This is a genomic window from Nitrospirota bacterium (assembly GCA_040752355.1).
Taxonomy (GTDB): Bacteria; Nitrospirota; Thermodesulfovibrionia; order Thermodesulfovibrionales; family Dissulfurispiraceae; genus JBFMCP01.
Map to the genome: position 1 here is coordinate 22,426 of JBFMHE010000002.1, position 15,602 is coordinate 38,027.

15 protein-coding genes and 1 riboswitch are annotated in these 15,602 nt (G+C 58.5%); of the genes, 10 read left to right on the forward strand and 5 right to left on the reverse strand.

The features are described 5' to 3' along the window. Positions 1 to 20: 20 nt before the first annotated feature. A complete protein-coding gene (locus AB1805_02090; GenBank protein ID MEW5744220.1) occupies positions 21 to 851 on the forward strand; it encodes an ABC transporter ATP-binding protein in 831 nt (276 codons plus the stop codon). Continuing rightward, complete coding sequence (locus AB1805_02095) at positions 848 to 1,609, forward strand: ABC transporter permease (protein ID MEW5744221.1); 762 nt, start codon at positions 848 to 850, stop codon at positions 1,607 to 1,609. The genes AB1805_02090 and AB1805_02095 overlap by 4 nt, the downstream gene beginning before the upstream one ends. Positions 1,610 to 1,640: 31 nt before the next feature. Here the strand turns inward: AB1805_02095 and AB1805_02100 are convergent, their stop codons facing one another. The 5 genes from AB1805_02100 to AB1805_02120 form a co-directional block, all read right to left on the reverse strand. Further along, complete coding sequence (locus AB1805_02100; GenBank protein ID MEW5744222.1) at positions 1,641 to 1,907, reverse strand: helix-hairpin-helix domain-containing protein; 267 nt, start codon at positions 1,905 to 1,907, stop codon at positions 1,641 to 1,643. Between the two features lie 90 nt (positions 1,908 to 1,997). Beyond that, the gene (locus AB1805_02105; protein MEW5744223.1) at positions 1,998 to 3,194 is read right to left on the reverse strand and encodes a class I SAM-dependent RNA methyltransferase; all 1,197 of its coding nucleotides are present in this window, start codon (positions 3,192 to 3,194) and stop codon (positions 1,998 to 2,000) included. Further along, positions 3,169 to 3,372, reverse strand: a complete 204-nt coding sequence (locus AB1805_02110) for a hypothetical protein (protein MEW5744224.1) — start codon at positions 3,370 to 3,372, stop codon at positions 3,169 to 3,171. The genes AB1805_02105 and AB1805_02110 overlap by 26 nt, the downstream gene beginning before the upstream one ends. Before the next feature lie 134 nt (positions 3,373 to 3,506). Further along, entirely contained in the window at positions 3,507 to 5,204 is a 1,698-nt protein-coding gene (locus AB1805_02115) for a YgiQ family radical SAM protein (GenBank protein ID MEW5744225.1), read from the reverse strand. 147 nt (positions 5,205 to 5,351) lie between these two features. Then, a complete protein-coding gene (locus tag AB1805_02120; GenBank protein MEW5744226.1) occupies positions 5,352 to 7,655 on the reverse strand; it encodes a choice-of-anchor D domain-containing protein in 2,304 nt (767 codons plus the stop codon). Between the two features lie 357 nt (positions 7,656 to 8,012). Here AB1805_02120 and AB1805_02125 point away from each other — a divergent pair, with 357 nt between their 5' ends. From AB1805_02125 to AB1805_02160, 8 genes are all read left to right on the forward strand, one after another. Beyond that, the gene (locus AB1805_02125; protein ID MEW5744227.1) at positions 8,013 to 8,648 is read left to right on the forward strand and encodes a YchE family NAAT transporter; all 636 of its coding nucleotides are present in this window, start codon (positions 8,013 to 8,015) and stop codon (positions 8,646 to 8,648) included. A 619-nt stretch (positions 8,649 to 9,267) separates the two neighbouring features. Next, positions 9,268 to 9,504: a hypothetical protein gene (locus AB1805_02130; GenBank protein ID MEW5744228.1), complete on the forward strand. Its 237-nt coding sequence runs from the start codon at positions 9,268 to 9,270 to the stop codon at positions 9,502 to 9,504. After that, entirely contained in the window at positions 9,497 to 9,760 is a 264-nt protein-coding gene (locus tag AB1805_02135; protein MEW5744229.1) for a type II toxin-antitoxin system RelE/ParE family toxin, read from the forward strand. Before AB1805_02130 ends, AB1805_02135 begins: the two co-directional genes overlap by 8 nt. A 457-nt stretch (positions 9,761 to 10,217) precedes the next feature. Continuing rightward, a riboswitch (cyclic di-AMP (ydaO/yuaA leader) is annotated at positions 10,218 to 10,359 on the forward strand. A 74-nt stretch (positions 10,360 to 10,433) separates the two neighbouring features. Further along, positions 10,434 to 12,248, forward strand: a complete 1,815-nt coding sequence (locus AB1805_02140; protein MEW5744230.1) for a KUP/HAK/KT family potassium transporter — start codon at positions 10,434 to 10,436, stop codon at positions 12,246 to 12,248. 257 nt (positions 12,249 to 12,505) lie between these two features. Next, positions 12,506 to 12,829 carry a hypothetical protein gene (locus tag AB1805_02145; protein MEW5744231.1) on the forward strand — a complete coding sequence of 108 codons (324 nt, stop codon included), beginning with the start codon at positions 12,506 to 12,508 and terminating at the stop codon, positions 12,827 to 12,829. Between the two features lie 146 nt (positions 12,830 to 12,975). Then, positions 12,976 to 13,197: a dodecin family protein gene (locus AB1805_02150; protein MEW5744232.1), complete on the forward strand. Its 222-nt coding sequence runs from the start codon at positions 12,976 to 12,978 to the stop codon at positions 13,195 to 13,197. Between the two features lie 147 nt (positions 13,198 to 13,344). Next, entirely contained in the window at positions 13,345 to 14,547 is a 1,203-nt protein-coding gene (locus AB1805_02155) for a YjgN family protein (GenBank protein MEW5744233.1), read from the forward strand. After that, on the forward strand, positions 14,544 to 15,599 hold the full coding sequence (locus AB1805_02160) for a M48 family metallopeptidase (protein ID MEW5744234.1): 1,056 nt from the start codon (positions 14,544 to 14,546) through the stop codon (positions 15,597 to 15,599). Before AB1805_02155 ends, AB1805_02160 begins: the two co-directional genes overlap by 4 nt. Positions 15,600 to 15,602 lie beyond the last annotated feature (3 nt).

Sequence of the window (15,602 nt, forward strand, 5' to 3'; positions counted from 1 at the left end):
ATAAATAAGGAGATTCATTTTTGATCGAGGTAAAGGGCGTCACCAAGAATTACGGGGCGGTGCGGGCCGTCGACAACGTATCGTTCAGGGTCGAGCGCGGCGAGGTCTTCGGGCTCCTCGGCCCCAACGGCGCGGGCAAGACCACCCTGATCAGGATGCTCACCGCATTGAGCGCTCCGGACGCGGGCGTCTGCAGCATCGACGGCTTCACCGCGGACCGGGACCCCTTCGAGGTGAAGCGGCGCATCGGCGTCGTCCCGCAGGAGAACAATCTCGACCGCGAATTGACGGCCTACGAGAACCTGCTCATCTACACCCTGCTCCACCGCGTAGCAGGGCGGGAGCAGCGCATCGGCGAGACATTGAAGATGGTAGGCCTCCGGGACCGGCGCGACTCGGTCGTCTCGGGTTTTTCGGGCGGGATGCAGCGGAGGCTGCTGCTTGCGAGGGCGATGCTCCCCGAGCCGCTCGTGCTCTTCCTCGACGAGCCTTCCATCGGCCTCGATCCCCGGATCAGGCACCAGCTCTGGGACGTGATCAGGAAGACGAGGATCGAGGGCCGGACGGTCTTCATTACCACCCATTATATCGAGGAGGCGGAGGCGCTCTGCGACAGGGTGGGGATACTCTCCCGCGGCAGGCTGATCGCCCTCGACAGCCCCGCCCGCCTCAAGGAGACGATCGGAGAGTACGTGGTCGAGTTCATCGATGCCGAGGGACGGCTCATCAGCCATATCTGCAAGAACCGCGAGGAGGCCCACGAGCGGGCCCGGCAGGCCGATAATGCGGTCACGGTCAGGAAGTCGAACCTCGAAGATGTCTTCATGAGCCTTACCGGAGAACGGATGTGACGCCCTCTCGTGGATGGTCAGCCGGCTGGTACCCGGTCTTTTTGCGGGAGATGCTCCTCTTCAGGCGGAAGCTGCTCAGGGTGAGCTATCTCTTTTCCGCGATGGTGATCCCGCTCCTCTATCTCGTTGCCTTCGGCTTCGGCCTCGGCAGGAGCGTCACTCTGGGAGGAGGCGACTATCTGCACTTCCTCATACCCGGCCTCGTCGCCATGAGCTCAATGAACAACTCCTACACCTGGGTGGCGAGCGCGCTCAACCTGAACCGGCTCTACTTCAAGACCTTCCAGGTGCTCATTCAGTCGCCCATTGCGCCGTCGTCTATCATGGTGGGGGAGGTGCTCGCGGGCATGGCGAAAGGGCTCTTCGCCTCGCTGCTCATCATTCTGGTCGGCTTTGCGGCTTCGGCTTCGTTCGGCATCACCCCGCTCTTTATCCTGACGCTGCTCGTGAACTGCTTCCTCTTCGCCAGCCTCGGGGTGATCACCGGCATGCGCGCCCGGTCGCACGAGGATACCGCCACGTACACCAACTTTTTCATACTGCCGATGGCCTTCTTCAGCGGCACCTTCTTTCCGATCGACCGCATGCCGCTGCTGCTCAAGTCGCTCGTCTACCTCATGCCGCTCACCCATACCAATATCCTCATCCGCAAACCGGCGCTCGACAGCGAGGGAGCGCTCTCGCTCCTGGTGCTGGCGGCGTATGCGCTGGTATTCTTTGCCTACGGGACGAGCACTATCAAGAGGTATAACGAATAACGGCGGGATACACGAGGGCGCTGCCCCGGCGCTATTCCTGGGGCACGCCTTCCAGGAGAGCGCCTTTGCTCTTCAGCGCCTCGATCTCTTCGTCGGTGAACCCGACCCTGTCCTTCAACTCCTGCCAGCTCCCGAAGCTGCCGCGGCTGTCCCTCTCGTCAATGAGCAGCTCCGCCTTCTGCGTGCCTATGACATCGACGGCCGCCAGCGTCCCGATATCGGCGAGGTTGATATTGATCCCTTCGAGCAGCGACTCCGGCATCCTCCCGTCCACTCCTTTCAGCTGCGATCCTTGCATGGTGTCCTCCTCGCATGGTTACCGTGGTATGCAGTATGTCCTCTTCCCTCCAGTTTAACGGTAATCCTGCATGCCTTCAACACGCCCTGCTTACGTCGTCCCGGCATACCTGCTCTTCCTGCTGCCTTCATAGAGCTCGTATTCGAGAAGCCTGCACTCGATGCCGGCGTTGAAGAAGGGGACCCTGCGCTTTGCCCGCAGTCCCACCTTCTTTGCCAGAGCGGGGTTGCCGGTGAAGATATAGCCGGTGTAGCCCCTGCAGCGCTGCTTGAAGAAATCGCCGATCCCTTCATAGACGCTCTCGAGCTGCTTGAGCGCACCCATGCGCTCCCCGTACTCGGGATTGAGGATGACGATGCCCCCGCCCTCGGGAACGGTCGTCTTCGCGTAGTCGCATGCCGCGAACTCGATCAGGTGCTCCACGCCGGCGGCAGCGGCGTTCTTCCGGGCTGCGTCGACGGCCTCCCTCCTGATATCCGTGGCGACGATCCTGCCCTGCAGGTTCTGGCGCGCTCTTTTCTTCGCCTCCGACCGCAGGCCGTCCCAGACCTTCCGGTCGAATCCTTTGAGATGCATGAAGCCGAAATTGTCCCGGAGCAGCCCGGGCGCCCTGTCGAGCGCCATGAGGGCTGCCTCTATGGCGAGGGTGCCGCTGCCGCACATGGGATTGATGAAGTGGCCGCTGCCCTTCCATTTCGTCGCCATGATGACCGCTGCTGCAAGGGTCTCCTGCATCGGAGCGTTCATGGGGATCGTGCGGTATCCCCGGCGGGAGAGGGGCTCTCCCGAGGTGTCGAAATAGAGAGAGCAGTTTTCGTCTTTCCAGTAGAGGTTGATTACGACCCCCTCCTGGCCGGGCCCCGAGTCGGGACGCCTCCCGCGCTTTTCCTTGATCCGGTCGACAATGGCATCCTTGCACTTCATGTTCGGAAACCGTGAATCGCGGATGGTCGGGTTGTCCACGCTCGAGGTGACGCTGATATAGCCGTCCTCGTCGATATAGTCTTCCCAGGGGATCGCGGATACGGCCTGGTAGAGCTCATCCGCATCCCGGGCGATGAACTTCTTTATCAGGAAGAGGACGCGATGGCCTGTGCGGAGCAGGAGATTGAGGCGGTAGGTATCCTCGAAGGCCCCTTCGGTGCCTACACCAGCGACGGCTTCGGAGAGGACCGGGAAGCCGAGCTGCTGGAGCTCTTCCGCCAGGAACGGCGTGACCCCTTTTGCGCAGGTGACCAGGATCCTGCTTTTCGACGAGCCCTTATCCCTTTTTGCTGTACGATGCATCTTTCCGGGCGGTGACGGTGATGACGAAGTTATCCGGCTTGAGGGAAGGGTCTTTCTCGAGCTCTTCGACAAAGATCTCGATCGCCTTTTTCATGAAGTTCGCGAATTTCACTCCCTTCGGCAGCGCGAGAATCCTCTGCCGCAGATCTTCGTCGATCGGTGCGGTGTATTTTGCCATGACTGCTCCTCGATGAATGAATTAAAGCTAACTATGAACTGTACCATAAAAGGCAAACCCTGAGGTCCGGAAGAGTAAAAAAGTTCAACTGAAGAGCCCCGTCCCCTCTCCTCCGCTCCTCATTGTCATTTTTTTCATCTCCGGTGAGCGGTGGACACCACCCGTTCCTTTTGGCGCTCCTTTTTCTTCATATCCTTTTCGACGAAGATGCGCTCGCCGGTGAAAGGGTCGGCGCCGGTGTAGTACATCAACGCCGACCAGGTGGAGGGGAGGGGCGTAAAGATCTGCACCTGTTCGGGGGTGATCTTCAGCTCCCGGCTGGTGAAGGCCCTGAGCCTCTCCATGTCACGGGCATCGCATCCGGGATGGGCCGCGATCAAGTAGTAGGTGAGGAACTGCTTTTTTCCCAGCTTCCTGTTCAGTGTATCGAAGGCATCCTTGAAGGCGAGCAGATACTCCTTTCCCGGCTTGCCCATTTTCTTCAGGACCGCATCTTCCGTATGCTCGGGCGCTATCTTGAGCTGTCCCGAGACATGGTGCTCCACGAGATCGCGCAGATAGGCCGCGCCGCAGACGCTGTCCTCCATGATCATATCGTAGCGTATGCCCGAGGCTATGAAGAGATGCTTTATCCCCGGAACAGCCCTGAGCTGCCGCAGGAGCTCTCGCTGCCGCGCATGGTTCACCTTCAGCTGTTTACACCGCGCGGGGAAAAGGCAGCGCCGGTTGCGGCAGCTCCCTTTGCTCAGCTTCTTCTCGCACTCGATAGCGTACATGTTGGCGGTAGGGCCGCCTGCATCCGTGACGGTTCCCTTGAACCCGGGGAGACGGGTCAGGGCCTTCGCCTCCCGCAGGATCGAAGCGCTGCTGCGGGAATGGATCGTCCTCCCCTGGTGCACGGCTATGGCGCAGAAGTTGCACTCTCCGTAGCAGCCGCGGTGGGTCGTGATCGAGAACTGTATGGTATCCAGCGCCCGCACTACGCCCTGTTTCTTGTAATACGGATGCACATCCCGCTCGAAGGGCATGTCATGGATCGCATCCAGCTCCTCCTCGGTGGGGCCCCAGGCGGGCGGGTTCTGTACGAGATAGCGCGTATCCTGCTGCTGGCACAGCCCCTTTGCAGTGAGGGGATCGCTGTTTTCGTAGAAGAGGCGGAACATCTCGATGAATGCGGCCTTGTCCCGCTTCACCTCCTCGCAGGAGGGCAGAACGAGGTATCCCTCCTTCGGCTCCTTCGCGCTGTAGCATATCCCCCGTATGTCGCGGATACCTTCCTGCCGGTCGAGCTTCCGGGCGATTTCGAGGATCGCCTTTTCTCCCATGCCGTAGACGAGGATGTCCGCCTTTGCGTCGAAGAGTACGGACCTCCGCACGCCGTCGTCCCAGTAGTCGTAATGGGCGATCCTCCGGAGGCTCGCTTCGATGCCGCCGAGGACGAGCGGCCTGGTATGCTTGAAATAGCGGCGTATCAGGTTGGCATAGGCGATGGTGGCCCGGTCGGGCCTGCGGGTGTTTTTTCCTCCGGGGGTGAAGTCGTCGCTGTTCCGCCGCTTCTTCAGTGCCGTATAGTTCGCCACCATCGAGTCGACAGAGCCCGCAGTGATGCCCCAGAAGAGGCGCGGCTCTCCCAATCTCGCGATATCCGCGCCCCCGTTCACCTCCGGCTGTGCGATGACCCCTACGCGGTATCCCGCCCGGGCGAGGAGCGTGCCGATCACCGCAACGCCGATGTAAGGGCTGTCGATATAGGTATCCCCGGTCACCAGGATTATATCCAGGTCCTCCCATCCGCGCTGCTGCATCTCTTCCTGTGTCGTCGGCAGGAACATACGCTTCTCCTCATCTATTGTGATGCTCCCGGGGGCCATATTGCAAGAAGCCGGCGCAGCTTCTCTGCGGAGGAAGGCTAATCGCATAAAAGAGGGGTGGAGGGAAGCCCCTCCACCCCGGTCGGATACTGTGTGGTTCGTCTGTCTCTAGTCGTCTTTGTCCTTGCCGTCTTTCTCCTTCTTTTCTTTGCATACGACCCTGGTCGTCGCCATGGCTGCGTCCGCGTCCGGGTCGCCGTCATTGACGGTGACGGTCCAGACGATGGTACTGGCCTCGGTCGGCATGAAGCCGGGGAAGGTGAACCTCCTCTCCTCATCGGGCGGCAGGCATATCTCGATGGTCTGGCTATAGACCTCGACATCGTTCTGCATGCCCGTTACGTTCGCCGAAGCGCATCCCCCGGTCTTTCCCTCGTTCTCGGCAACGAGCGAGGGCCTGATGGGATTAGGCTCTTTCGGCGGAGGACAGATATCGATCCTCGACTTCGCCTTGAACTCCTCGATATCGATATCGACCTGGGATGGGGAGGGAACGAACCCGGCGGCGGAGAGATCGAGATTCGCTGCCGGTTGCGCCGGATCGTTGCTCGAGACCGCAAGACATCCCGTGTCCGTACCGGCGTCAGCAGGCGTGTACGTCACGCTCAGGACGGTGTTCGTCCCCGGCGCTACGGTGATCGCCGGAGGAACAGCGGGCGACCAGCTGAACTCAGGGCTCGTACTGCTGCAGAGCGCGATGAGGCTGATCTCGAGCGGGGCGTTGCCGGTGTTCCTGATCTGGGTCGTCAGTGTGGCGGAGCCGCCTACCGCTACGGTGCCGAGGTTGAGTGATGCCGGCGAGAGCTGGAGTGCCGGCGCCTGCGGCGGCGGTGTAATGCCGCTGCCCGAGAGGTCGACGGCAATCGACGGGTTCGCCGGATCGTTGCTCGCGACCGTCATGGTCGACGAGAAGTTGCCAGCTGAAAGGGGAGCGAACGTCACCGTGAGGACTACCGGCGCTCCTCCTGCCGGTATCGAAAACGACGCCGGGGTGACGCTGAACGGCGTCCCTGCGGGAATCGAGACGTTCCCGGTGAGGAGAGCATTCCCGGTGTTCGCTACGGTCACGCTCTGCGCAGCCGTCGCTCCGGTCTGGACACTGCCGAAATCGACGGCAGCAGGCGTCACGGTGATGGCCGGCTGCTGCGGCGGAGGCGCTCCGAGACCATTGCCCGCAAGGGCCACATCCGCAGTGCCGCCGTTGCTCGCAACCGCCATGGTCGCAGAGAAAGCCCCAGCGGAAAGAGGCGCGAATGTCACCGTGAGGACCACCGGCGCTCCGCCTGCGGGGATCGAGAAGGAGGCGGGCGCCACGCTGAACGCCGCACCCGCGGGTATCGAGGCATTGCCGGTGAGCGTAGCGTTCCCGGTATTTGCTGCGGTCACCGTCTGCGTTGCTGTCATCCCCGCCTGGGTATCGGGGAAGGTGGTGCTCAGCGGCGATACGGAGAGGACCGGCTGAAGGACCTCGCCGGCGCCGGTCACATTCACATTCAGCGGCGATGCGGTAGTGGCGGCATTATGCGCCAGCGCTACACACCCTGCATCGGTCCCGGCGTCTGCAGGAGTATAGGTGACGGTAAGCGCCATGCTGCCGGCTGCGGGGACGGTAAACGCCGCAGCAGGCGAAGCGGTGTATTCGGTGCTCGTCCCTGCGCAGAGCGAGGGAGTAACGTTGAGCGGCGCGTTGCCCGCATTCGATATGGTGACATCCCGGGACGCATTGCTGCCGACAGTGACCGTGCCGAAGCTCAGGGCTGTAGGCGCTGCGCTGATCTGCGGCGCAGCCGGGGGCGCGCAGTCGGGATCGCTGAGATCGTAGAGAAGGTCGCCGTCGTTATCGAGACCCAGTGCGCTGACATCAGCGAGCCGTCCCTCAAACCCCGCAGCAGCGGGACTGCAGGGGTCGTTGACCCGCGTTGTTCCGCTGGTTGTACCGAGGGCTGCCGTATATACCGGCGGAAGCGTATCCTCTCTTCCCTGGGCGTCGCTGTGGCAGTCCGAACAGACGGCCGCTCCCGAGCGCTCGTGGTGCAGCCTGAGGCCGGCGCCGTCATGGCAGCCTGTGCAGGACCGGTTGAACGGCGCAGCCGCTGCCGAGAAGCCCAGAGGAACAGGGGAGCGTGACGCTCCCGAGTGGCAGGCGTTGCAGTTGTTGTTGAGCATGCCGGGAGGAGTCGCTGTTGACCCGTTCCTGTGCACGTTGTGCAGGCTCCCGGGCCATGCGGGATTCGAGGCTTTGGCTGCCGCGAGCGAGCTGTAGGTCGCGGCGAGGAAGTTGCCGTGACAATCCGCGCAGTTGCCGGTAGTGCCGTCCGAGGAGTATTGTTCAAAGGCCCCTGCGGGCGCTGTCCATGAGACCATCACCGCAAAGGCGATAACGGCGAGATAAAGAAGCGTCATTCTTCGCATGTGTCCCCCTTTGTTGAGAAGAGTTGTTGTACCCGCCCCCGGTCCGTCCTGCTCATCACCTCCTCCTTATCACCTTCTCTCTCCGGCGGAAGCCCCGGGAGCAGCGGCTTCCCGCCGGCGTGCTCACCCGGAGAGAGCGTTTTCCCGGCGGATCTGCACGCCTCTCTCTCGCGGGTACGAGGTATGATGCACGATGAAGATTAAAAGGCGATTAAACTGCGATTAGAATTTATTAATGGTGAACGAGCGTCGGAGCGGGCCCTCTGCTACTCTGGAAAGCTGTTATAATAGGGGAGTGTTCAGGGCGCCTGCATCGATATCTCTCTCGAGCAGCTCCGGGGAAAAATACCGCACGCCATGATTGAACTGACCGGCTACATAAAGATATTCACCACCCTCCTGGCGATCGTGAACCCGCTCGGGACCATTCCGCTCTTCGTCAGCCTCACCAGCAGCATGACCGAACAGGAGCGCAACCGCATCGCGCGCACCACGAGCGTCGCCGTGGCGCTGATACTGACGGTGGCTGCCCTGATCGGCAAGCCGCTTCTGAATTTCTTCGGCGTCAGCGTCGCTTCGTTCAGGGTCGGCGGCGGGATTCTCCTGCTGCTCATGGCGGTCGCCATGATGCAGGCGAAGCGGACGAGGAGCAAGCAGACCCCCGAGGAGGCGGTCGAGGCCGAGGAGAAAGAGAGTATCGCTGTCGTGCCGATCGCCATTCCCCTCCTGGCAGGACCCGGCGCGATATCGACCGTGATCATCTATGCGGATGCGTCATTCGAGCCGGTGCATATCAGCCTGATCATCCTGAGCAGCATGCTGGTGGCGCTGCTTACCTGGGGAGCGCTGAAGCTCGCCTGCCCTGCCAGCAGAATCATGAGCAAGACCGCGATCAACATCGCGACCCGCCTGATGGGCCTGCTCCTCGCCGCCATAGCGATCGAGTTCATTGCCGAAGGACTGCTCCAGTTGCTGCCGGGATTATCCGCATAGGGGTAATAAGCAGATCCCTACCCGTAGCACAATTCAGAAGAAGTGCAGTCGTCTCCTTATTCCCTCTCACCTTTGGAGCAAGGCGGCGAGTGCGTGCTCTTTCCTGCAATAATCATAGGGAAGTGTTGCAGGTGTCGGAGATGTCCGCAAAGGCGCCATGCCATCTGCGGAGTATTCTTCCTAATAGACCGGAGAGGGGTGATGGTAGCATCGCGGACTTTTTCTGGAAGTCCGCAGATTCAAAGGGTCGTAAAAATTGAAGACGACTCACAGAAAGTCGCAGCACAGCGCATTTTGATGTGTCTGATAGTTTTAAACGGAAATCAAAACCAGTCGATTCTCGTTTGTACCTGCTACCGCACAATAGTGCATCCCTTATTGACTGCGGATTTCTAAAATCAGTCTCCTTGGCTTCAGGAATGTCACTGCCCTATTCCCCTATCTTTGTACCATGATTGGGTCGTCAGCACACCAGGGCCCTCAGCAAAAGATTGCTCAAAACTTGACTTTAATTGTTCAAAACATATAATAAAGTTTATTGTAAAATTGTAATAAAGATCACAAGCTGGCACATCAACAATTTGGCTGACTCTTGCCCATCTGGGCGGAAGGAGGGGCTATGCAAGCTACCAAGGAATTCAACGAGAATAAAGTTCTCGACGATTTCAAAAAGCTCTCGAAGGAGCGCAAGAAGGAGGTTGCCGACTTTGTGGCCTATCTGAAGGCCAAGGAGGAAGTGGAGGCCACCAAGGAAATTCTCAGCGACAAAGACTTTTTAAAAAGCATTATGAGGGGAGATGAGGATTTGAAGGCGGGCCGGGTTAAGAAATGGTCCGAGGTCAAGGAAAATGTATGAAATCCTGGTTTCTCATGAAGCGGACAAGCAGTACAAGAGACAGGACAAAGATACCAAACGCAGGCTAAATAAGTGCATCGATGAGCTCAGCAAAGACCCACTCTCCGGCTCCCATATCAAGAAACTCCACGGCGACCTGAAAGGGAAATACCGATACAGAATGGGAGACATCAGAATCGTCTATGCAGTCAATGTCAAGAGCAAGACTGTCGAGATAGTATCGATCAAGAGCAGAGGAGACGTGTACAAAAGATAACTTGTCTTTCAGGCCTCTTGCTATGCCAATCGCGATGGATTGGCTTTTTATTTTATCCCGCCGCTATGCCTATCTGAACAGATCGGAATTTTCAATATTGAGAAATATTTAAAAGATGTGGCAGGCAAACTTCACCGATGAAGCAAAACCGACCCTCTTTTTGTAATCCGCACCTTTTTGTAACCTAACCTCAGTAAAGAGCCGCAACGCTCTTTTCTATTAATCCATTTACTAAAAAGAGAAAGGATAAAAACGGTTGCTATCTCTAATAAAAATAAATCCCTGGAGAAAGGGCAATAAGCAAATGTTTGAGAGACAGAAACTGAGGAAGCGGCTACAAAAAGCTGCAGCGTAAAAACCGGACATTTCTATTTTGGTAAAAATAGGACATTTCTAAATTGGCTCGACACGCAAAAGCAGCTGTGTTGACTTTTTCGGGATGCGGGAGTAAGGTATATTCACATAGCAGCCGAGATCCATTCAAGGAATGGATGCGGGGGACCCAACCGTAGGGGCGTATTCCTGATGCCTGATGAAGGATAGGGCACTTCCAAGCCCGAGCCCGACAGCTAACCTCGTAGGCGTGTGGAAGGGCATAGGTCAGAAACGTAACCGCAGCCATGCCTGCGGTTTTTTTGTTCGTCTGCCTGCCCTCTAAGGAGGATGGCGGACTATGCTTCAGCGAGAACTCGCATTCAAAGGCATCATCAGGTCTCTCGGACTTGTCTTCGGCGATATCGGAACCAGCCCCATTTATACCATTACCGTTGTCTTTCTGCTTCTGAAGCCCACGGAGGCCCATGTCATCGGCGTACTTTCCCTCATCTTCTGGACCATGATAATACTGGTTACCCTGGAGTATGCCTGGCTTGCCATGAGCCTGGGGAAGAAAGGCGAAGGCGGTACCATAGTGCTCAAGGAAATACTGGTGCCGATGCTCAGATCGGGCAGAAAAATCGGCTTCGTCACGCTCCTTTCGTATATCGGAATATCGCTCCTCGTCGGCGATGGGGTGATTACGCCTGCAATCAGCATTCTGAGTGCAGTAGAAGGCCTGCTTCTTATTCCCGGCTTGGAAAAGACAGGACAGGAAACGCTTATCGTAATAGCCGGTGTTATCGCGATAGCTCTCTTCTCCATTCAACGCAAAGGAACCGAGAAAGTTGCCGGAGCCTTCGGCCCCCTCATGATCCTGTGGTTTTCATCGTTATTCATTTCGGGAATTGTATCGATAGTCCAGGTCCCTTCGGTGATCAAGGCAGTGAACCCCCATCATGCGGTCAACTTCCTTGCAGGAAACGGTGTCGCGGGATTCTTTGTGCTCTCCGAGGTTATCCTCTGTGCGACCGGTGGAGAGGCGCTCTATGCAGATATGGGGCATCTGGGGCGTACGCCTATTGTCAGGGCATGGTATTTCGTCTTTGTTGCGCTGGCGGTCAACTATTTCGGCCAGGGTGCGTTTCTCATCCAGCATCCCGGTGCGAAGAATGTTCTCTTCGAGATGATATTCCATGAGGCACAACTCCTCTATGTGCCTTTCCTCCTTCTCAGCATTACGGCTACGGTAATCGCCTCGCAGGCGATGATCAGCGGCATGTTTTCCATCTTTTACCAGGCGATTACCACGCATGTAATGCCCTTGTTCAAGGTGGACTACACCTCTACCGAACTGAGATCGCAGATCTACATAGGATCGGTAAACTGGTTCCTGCTCATCTCGGTGCTGTTTGTCATGGTAGAGTTCCGGGAGTCCCACCGCCTTGCGGCGGCATACGGACTTGCGGTTACCGGCACGATGACCCTCACCGGTATTATGATGACCTGGATATTCTCTTTGAGAAAAAATATCGCGAGAGCGGGCATTTCCCTGCTGGTGACCTTTGCGGATAGCGCCTATCTTGTCTCGAACCTGTACAAGATCCCCCACGGTGGCTACTGGTCGCTTGTCATCGCGATCATTCCGTTCAGTATCATCATGGTCTATACCTTGGGACAAAAGCGTCTCTACAGGGCGCTCAAGCCCATGGCCCTTCCCGTCTTCCTGGAGGAGTATACCCGGCTTTACAAAGGTGCGAGCAAGATCAAGGGGACGGCGTTGTTTTTTGCCCGCGATATTCAGAGGGTGCCTCCTTATATCGTTACTACCATGTTCACCAACGGTATCATGTACGAAGATAACATTGTCGTATCGATTGTCAGAAGGGACGATCCCTTCGGCGTTGCCGGCTACTTCAAAGCATGCTATGCCGAGGGACTGCGCGCCTTCGAGATACAGCTCGGCTATATGGAAGTGGTGGACATCGAGGAGATACTCAATGATGCCGGTATCGATGAAAAGGCCGTTTTCTATGGTCTTGAAGATATCACGACGAGGAACGTTGCCTGGAAGATATTCTCGATTTTCAAGCGATTGACTCCCGCTTATGTCCAGTTCTACAAACTTCCGTCGGACAAGCTGCACGGCGTCATCACAAGGGTCGGAATGTGACAGGGCCGGCATTCCGGGAATGTGCAGGTGAAAAGGGATATGCGAGAACTGAAGCCTCTGCACATCTGCCCCGCTGGGTAAACGGAAGGGCCTGCTCGCGGCGGAACAGCTCTCTGCTTGAACGTATTCAGGATTAGCTTTATTCTTTACAGTAGAGGAGTCACTATGTGCTGTATTCTTTCGGGGAGTTTTAGGAGCGTGCGGGCCGGTGGAGCGGCGGCCTGCTGTATTGATCCTTTAAACGAAAGGAGGCGTTTATGGCGACTGCTGAGAAGCTGGATATCAGGAGCTACTGCGACACGGTGTACAATGAGCTCACGGCCATGAGGTCGAAGCTGCAGGAGCTCATCGACAACACCGAGCAGGTAGAAGACATTCCCCAGGTCGAAAATGTGGTGAAGACCCACGCGGCCCATCTGCATGATATCATGGGGATGATCGACTGGAAGATGCAGATCCTCACCAAGGCCTGTCCCGCGGACTGGACAAAGTACCCCGAAGGCGCCGAGAGAGAGGTGCATGTGAAAGAGCCCGATGCGTCCTTGAAAGAGCAGGTGGCCCTCGGCGAGGTGGGCGGGTAAGTCCCGCGGCGGGCATGTTTCCCTTCTGCCGAGACGGCGCTCTTGCAGTGCGCGGTAAAGAGTGGTAGAGTCTATAAAGCTGCGTACCGTGCATGCACCAGGCGGCGTTGCCGCCGTCGTATGACAGGATACCGAAGGAGGACGGCATGGCAGAGGGGAGTGTCTACAAGATCATCGAGCTCGTCGGGACGAGCACCGAATCCTGGGAAAAGGCGGCAGCCACCGCTGTCGAAACGGCTGCGAAGACCCTGCAGGACCTTCGCATCGCCGAGGTGTCAGAGCTGGATATGCAGCTCGAGGGCGGCAAGGTTGTCGCATACCGGGCGAAAGTGAAGGTGTCGTTCAAGTACCATCATAAGGGCCAGTAGCGAGCCGGAGCATACCGCTGGCACGAGGAGGGGAGGGAGGTCTGATCAACGGGCCTCCCTCCCCTGTCTTGAAATACGGCGACCCGAGCCGGTAACATACCTCTGCCGATGTCTTTACAGGGATATCATACAGGTGCGCGATAGGCCATGGACCGCTTTGTCTGCAGAGAGTGCGGCTATACGGCTGCAGCGGCAGGTCCGTCAGGCGGCATAGCGCTCTGCCCGGAGTGCGGGAGCTCCTCCCTGCTGCACGCGCCTGGAACGGCCGACGCTCATTCCGGATCTCGATCCGAAGGGATCGCCGCCGGACGGCTGAACCTCCGGTTTACCGCCGCGGCAGGAGAGTACTTCAGGATCTGGATCGTCAATACCTTCCTGACGATAATCACCCTCGGCATCTATGCGGCCTGGGCAAAGGTGCGCAACCGGCGGTACTTCTACAAGAGCACGCTTCTCGACGGGCACTCCTTCGACTATACCGCAGACCCGAAGGCGATTCTCAAGGGCCACCTCCTCATCGCAGCGGGCGTGGGCCTCTACCATGCAAGCAATGCGTATAATCACCTCGTCAGTCTTGTCCTGGCTGGACTCTTTGCCCTGGTAGTGCCCCTGCTCGTTTACAAATCGCTCAGGTTTTTCACCCATAATTCTGCGTACCGGAACATCCGATTCCGCTTTTCGGGAACGCTCGGCGAGAGCTACATGACCTATATGCTCATCCCGCTGCTCATTCCCTTCACCGCGGGGCTGATCTTCCCCTACTGGGCGTTTCGCAGGAAGAGCTACTTCTTCGGCAACCTGGCGTATGGCGCTGCGAGCGCCTCGTTCCGGGGCAGGCCGGGACCGTTTTACAAAATGTATATCGCCTTCGCGCTCGCCGTCTTCGCACTGCTGGTGATGGGCGGCTTTGTGATGGTGAGCATCATGCCCCTCGTGAGCGATCTCCTCTCGTTCGACCGGCAGGGCATGCAGAACACCGCCGCTCTCATTCCCGTAATCATTATCCTTTCGACGATCGTCCTGGGCGTCTCCTTTCAGCAGGTCATCTATGCCTGGGCGACCAATTACTGCCTGGAGCATACGCAGCTCGGCCCCCTGCGTTTCGAAGGAGCGCTGAAAGCGTCGCGGCTCCTCTGGATAACCCTTACCAATATCCTCGCCATCATGCTCTCGCTGGGACTGCTCATCCCCTGGGCGAAAGTCCGGCGGCTGCGGTATATCCTCGAAAAGGTGACGGTTATCCCTGGGCCCGGCCCCGGGCTCGACGACTTCACGGCTGCGGCTGAAGCCGGCGAGACCGCCTACGGCGAGGCCGCGACCGATTTCTTCGACATCGAGATCGGGTTATGATCACCTTTCACGCATCCTACTTCGACGGAAAGAGCTCCAAGGCGTCTCCGGCGACGGTCGCCTTCACCGGGACATCGCTCTATGTGCGGCTGGACCACTCGACCGTATCGTTTTCGGCGCCGGTCAGGGACTGCGTCATAATGCCTCCTCTCGGGAATACCTCCCGTACGATCACGCTCCCTGACGGTGCGCAGATCGAGACCGGCGACCTCGCGGCTGTGGCCGGCCTGGAGCGCTATGCCGGCAGGAACCTGGCGATGCGTCTCGTCAGCGCCCTCGAGACCCGCTGGAAAGCGGTTGCCGCTGCGCTCGCAGGGCTCGTCATCTTCCTCTGGGCGTTCTACAGCATCGGCATTCCTTTTCTCGCGAAGAAGATCGCCTACTCCGTTCCCTCCCCGATAGCCGAGACCGTCAGCCGGCAGACCGTAAAACTGCTCGATCAGCAGCTCATGCGGCCCACCGAGCTCCCGGAGAAGAAGCGCGACGAGCTCCACCGTATCTTCATCCGGCTGGCGAAGAGCAAGGACCAGGGTATAGATTACCGTCTCGAATTCCGGAAGAGCCCCCACCTGGGACCGAACGCGATCGCCCTGCCGTCGGGCATCATCGTGGTGACCGATGAGCTGGTGCAGCTCTCCGAGAACAGCCGGGAGCTGGAGGGAGTGCTGCTCCACGAGATGGCGCATGTGGAGCAGCGCCACGGCCTCCGGAGCGTCATCCAGAACGCCGGCGCCTTCGTCATCGTCTCGATCCTCGTCGGGGATGTAACCTCGATCACCTCCCTGGCCGCGTCGCTGCCGACGCTCCTGGCCCAGTCGGGCTACTCGAGGGAGTTCGAGCGCGCAGCCGATAAAAGCGCGGCGCTCTCCTTTATCCAAAAAGGCTGGAGCACCAAGCCTATGCAGGACATGCTCGTGCGCATTGCAGAAGACGCCCCCCGTTTCCCGGGGCAGTCGGTGCTCTCGACGCATCCCATGACCGAAGAGCGCGTACGCTATCTGCAGGAGATCGAGAAGGCCGCAGCGAAGGGGAGGAGCGATGGTCGATCATAGCGG

Bases quoted from the DNA above. Each gene is read 5' to 3' on its own strand.
- AB1805_02100 (MEW5744222.1), bottom strand. From the start codon at position 1,907: ATGCAAGGATCGCAGCTGAAAGGAGTGGACGGGAGGATGCCGGAGTCG.
- AB1805_02105 (MEW5744223.1), bottom strand. From the start codon at position 3,194: ATGCATCGTACAGCAAAAAGGGATAAGGGCTCGTCGAAAAGCAGGATC.
- AB1805_02110 (MEW5744224.1), bottom strand. From the start codon at position 3,372: ATGGCAAAATACACCGCACCGATCGACGAAGATCTGCGGCAGAGGATT.
- AB1805_02115 (MEW5744225.1), bottom strand. From the start codon at position 5,204: ATGTTCCTGCCGACGACACAGGAAGAGATGCAGCAGCGCGGATGGGAG.
- AB1805_02120 (MEW5744226.1), bottom strand. From the start codon at position 7,655: ATGCGAAGAATGACGCTTCTTTATCTCGCCGTTATCGCCTTTGCGGTG.
- AB1805_02125 (MEW5744227.1), top strand. From the start codon at position 8,013: ATGATTGAACTGACCGGCTACATAAAGATATTCACCACCCTCCTGGCG.
- AB1805_02130 (MEW5744228.1), top strand. From the start codon at position 9,268: ATGCAAGCTACCAAGGAATTCAACGAGAATAAAGTTCTCGACGATTTC.
- AB1805_02135 (MEW5744229.1), top strand. From the start codon at position 9,497: ATGTATGAAATCCTGGTTTCTCATGAAGCGGACAAGCAGTACAAGAGA.
- AB1805_02140 (MEW5744230.1), top strand. From the start codon at position 10,434: ATGCTTCAGCGAGAACTCGCATTCAAAGGCATCATCAGGTCTCTCGGA.
- AB1805_02145 (MEW5744231.1), top strand. From the start codon at position 12,506: ATGGCGACTGCTGAGAAGCTGGATATCAGGAGCTACTGCGACACGGTG.
- AB1805_02150 (MEW5744232.1), top strand. From the start codon at position 12,976: ATGGCAGAGGGGAGTGTCTACAAGATCATCGAGCTCGTCGGGACGAGC.
- AB1805_02155 (MEW5744233.1), top strand. From the start codon at position 13,345: ATGGACCGCTTTGTCTGCAGAGAGTGCGGCTATACGGCTGCAGCGGCA.
- AB1805_02160 (MEW5744234.1), top strand. From the start codon at position 14,544: ATGATCACCTTTCACGCATCCTACTTCGACGGAAAGAGCTCCAAGGCG.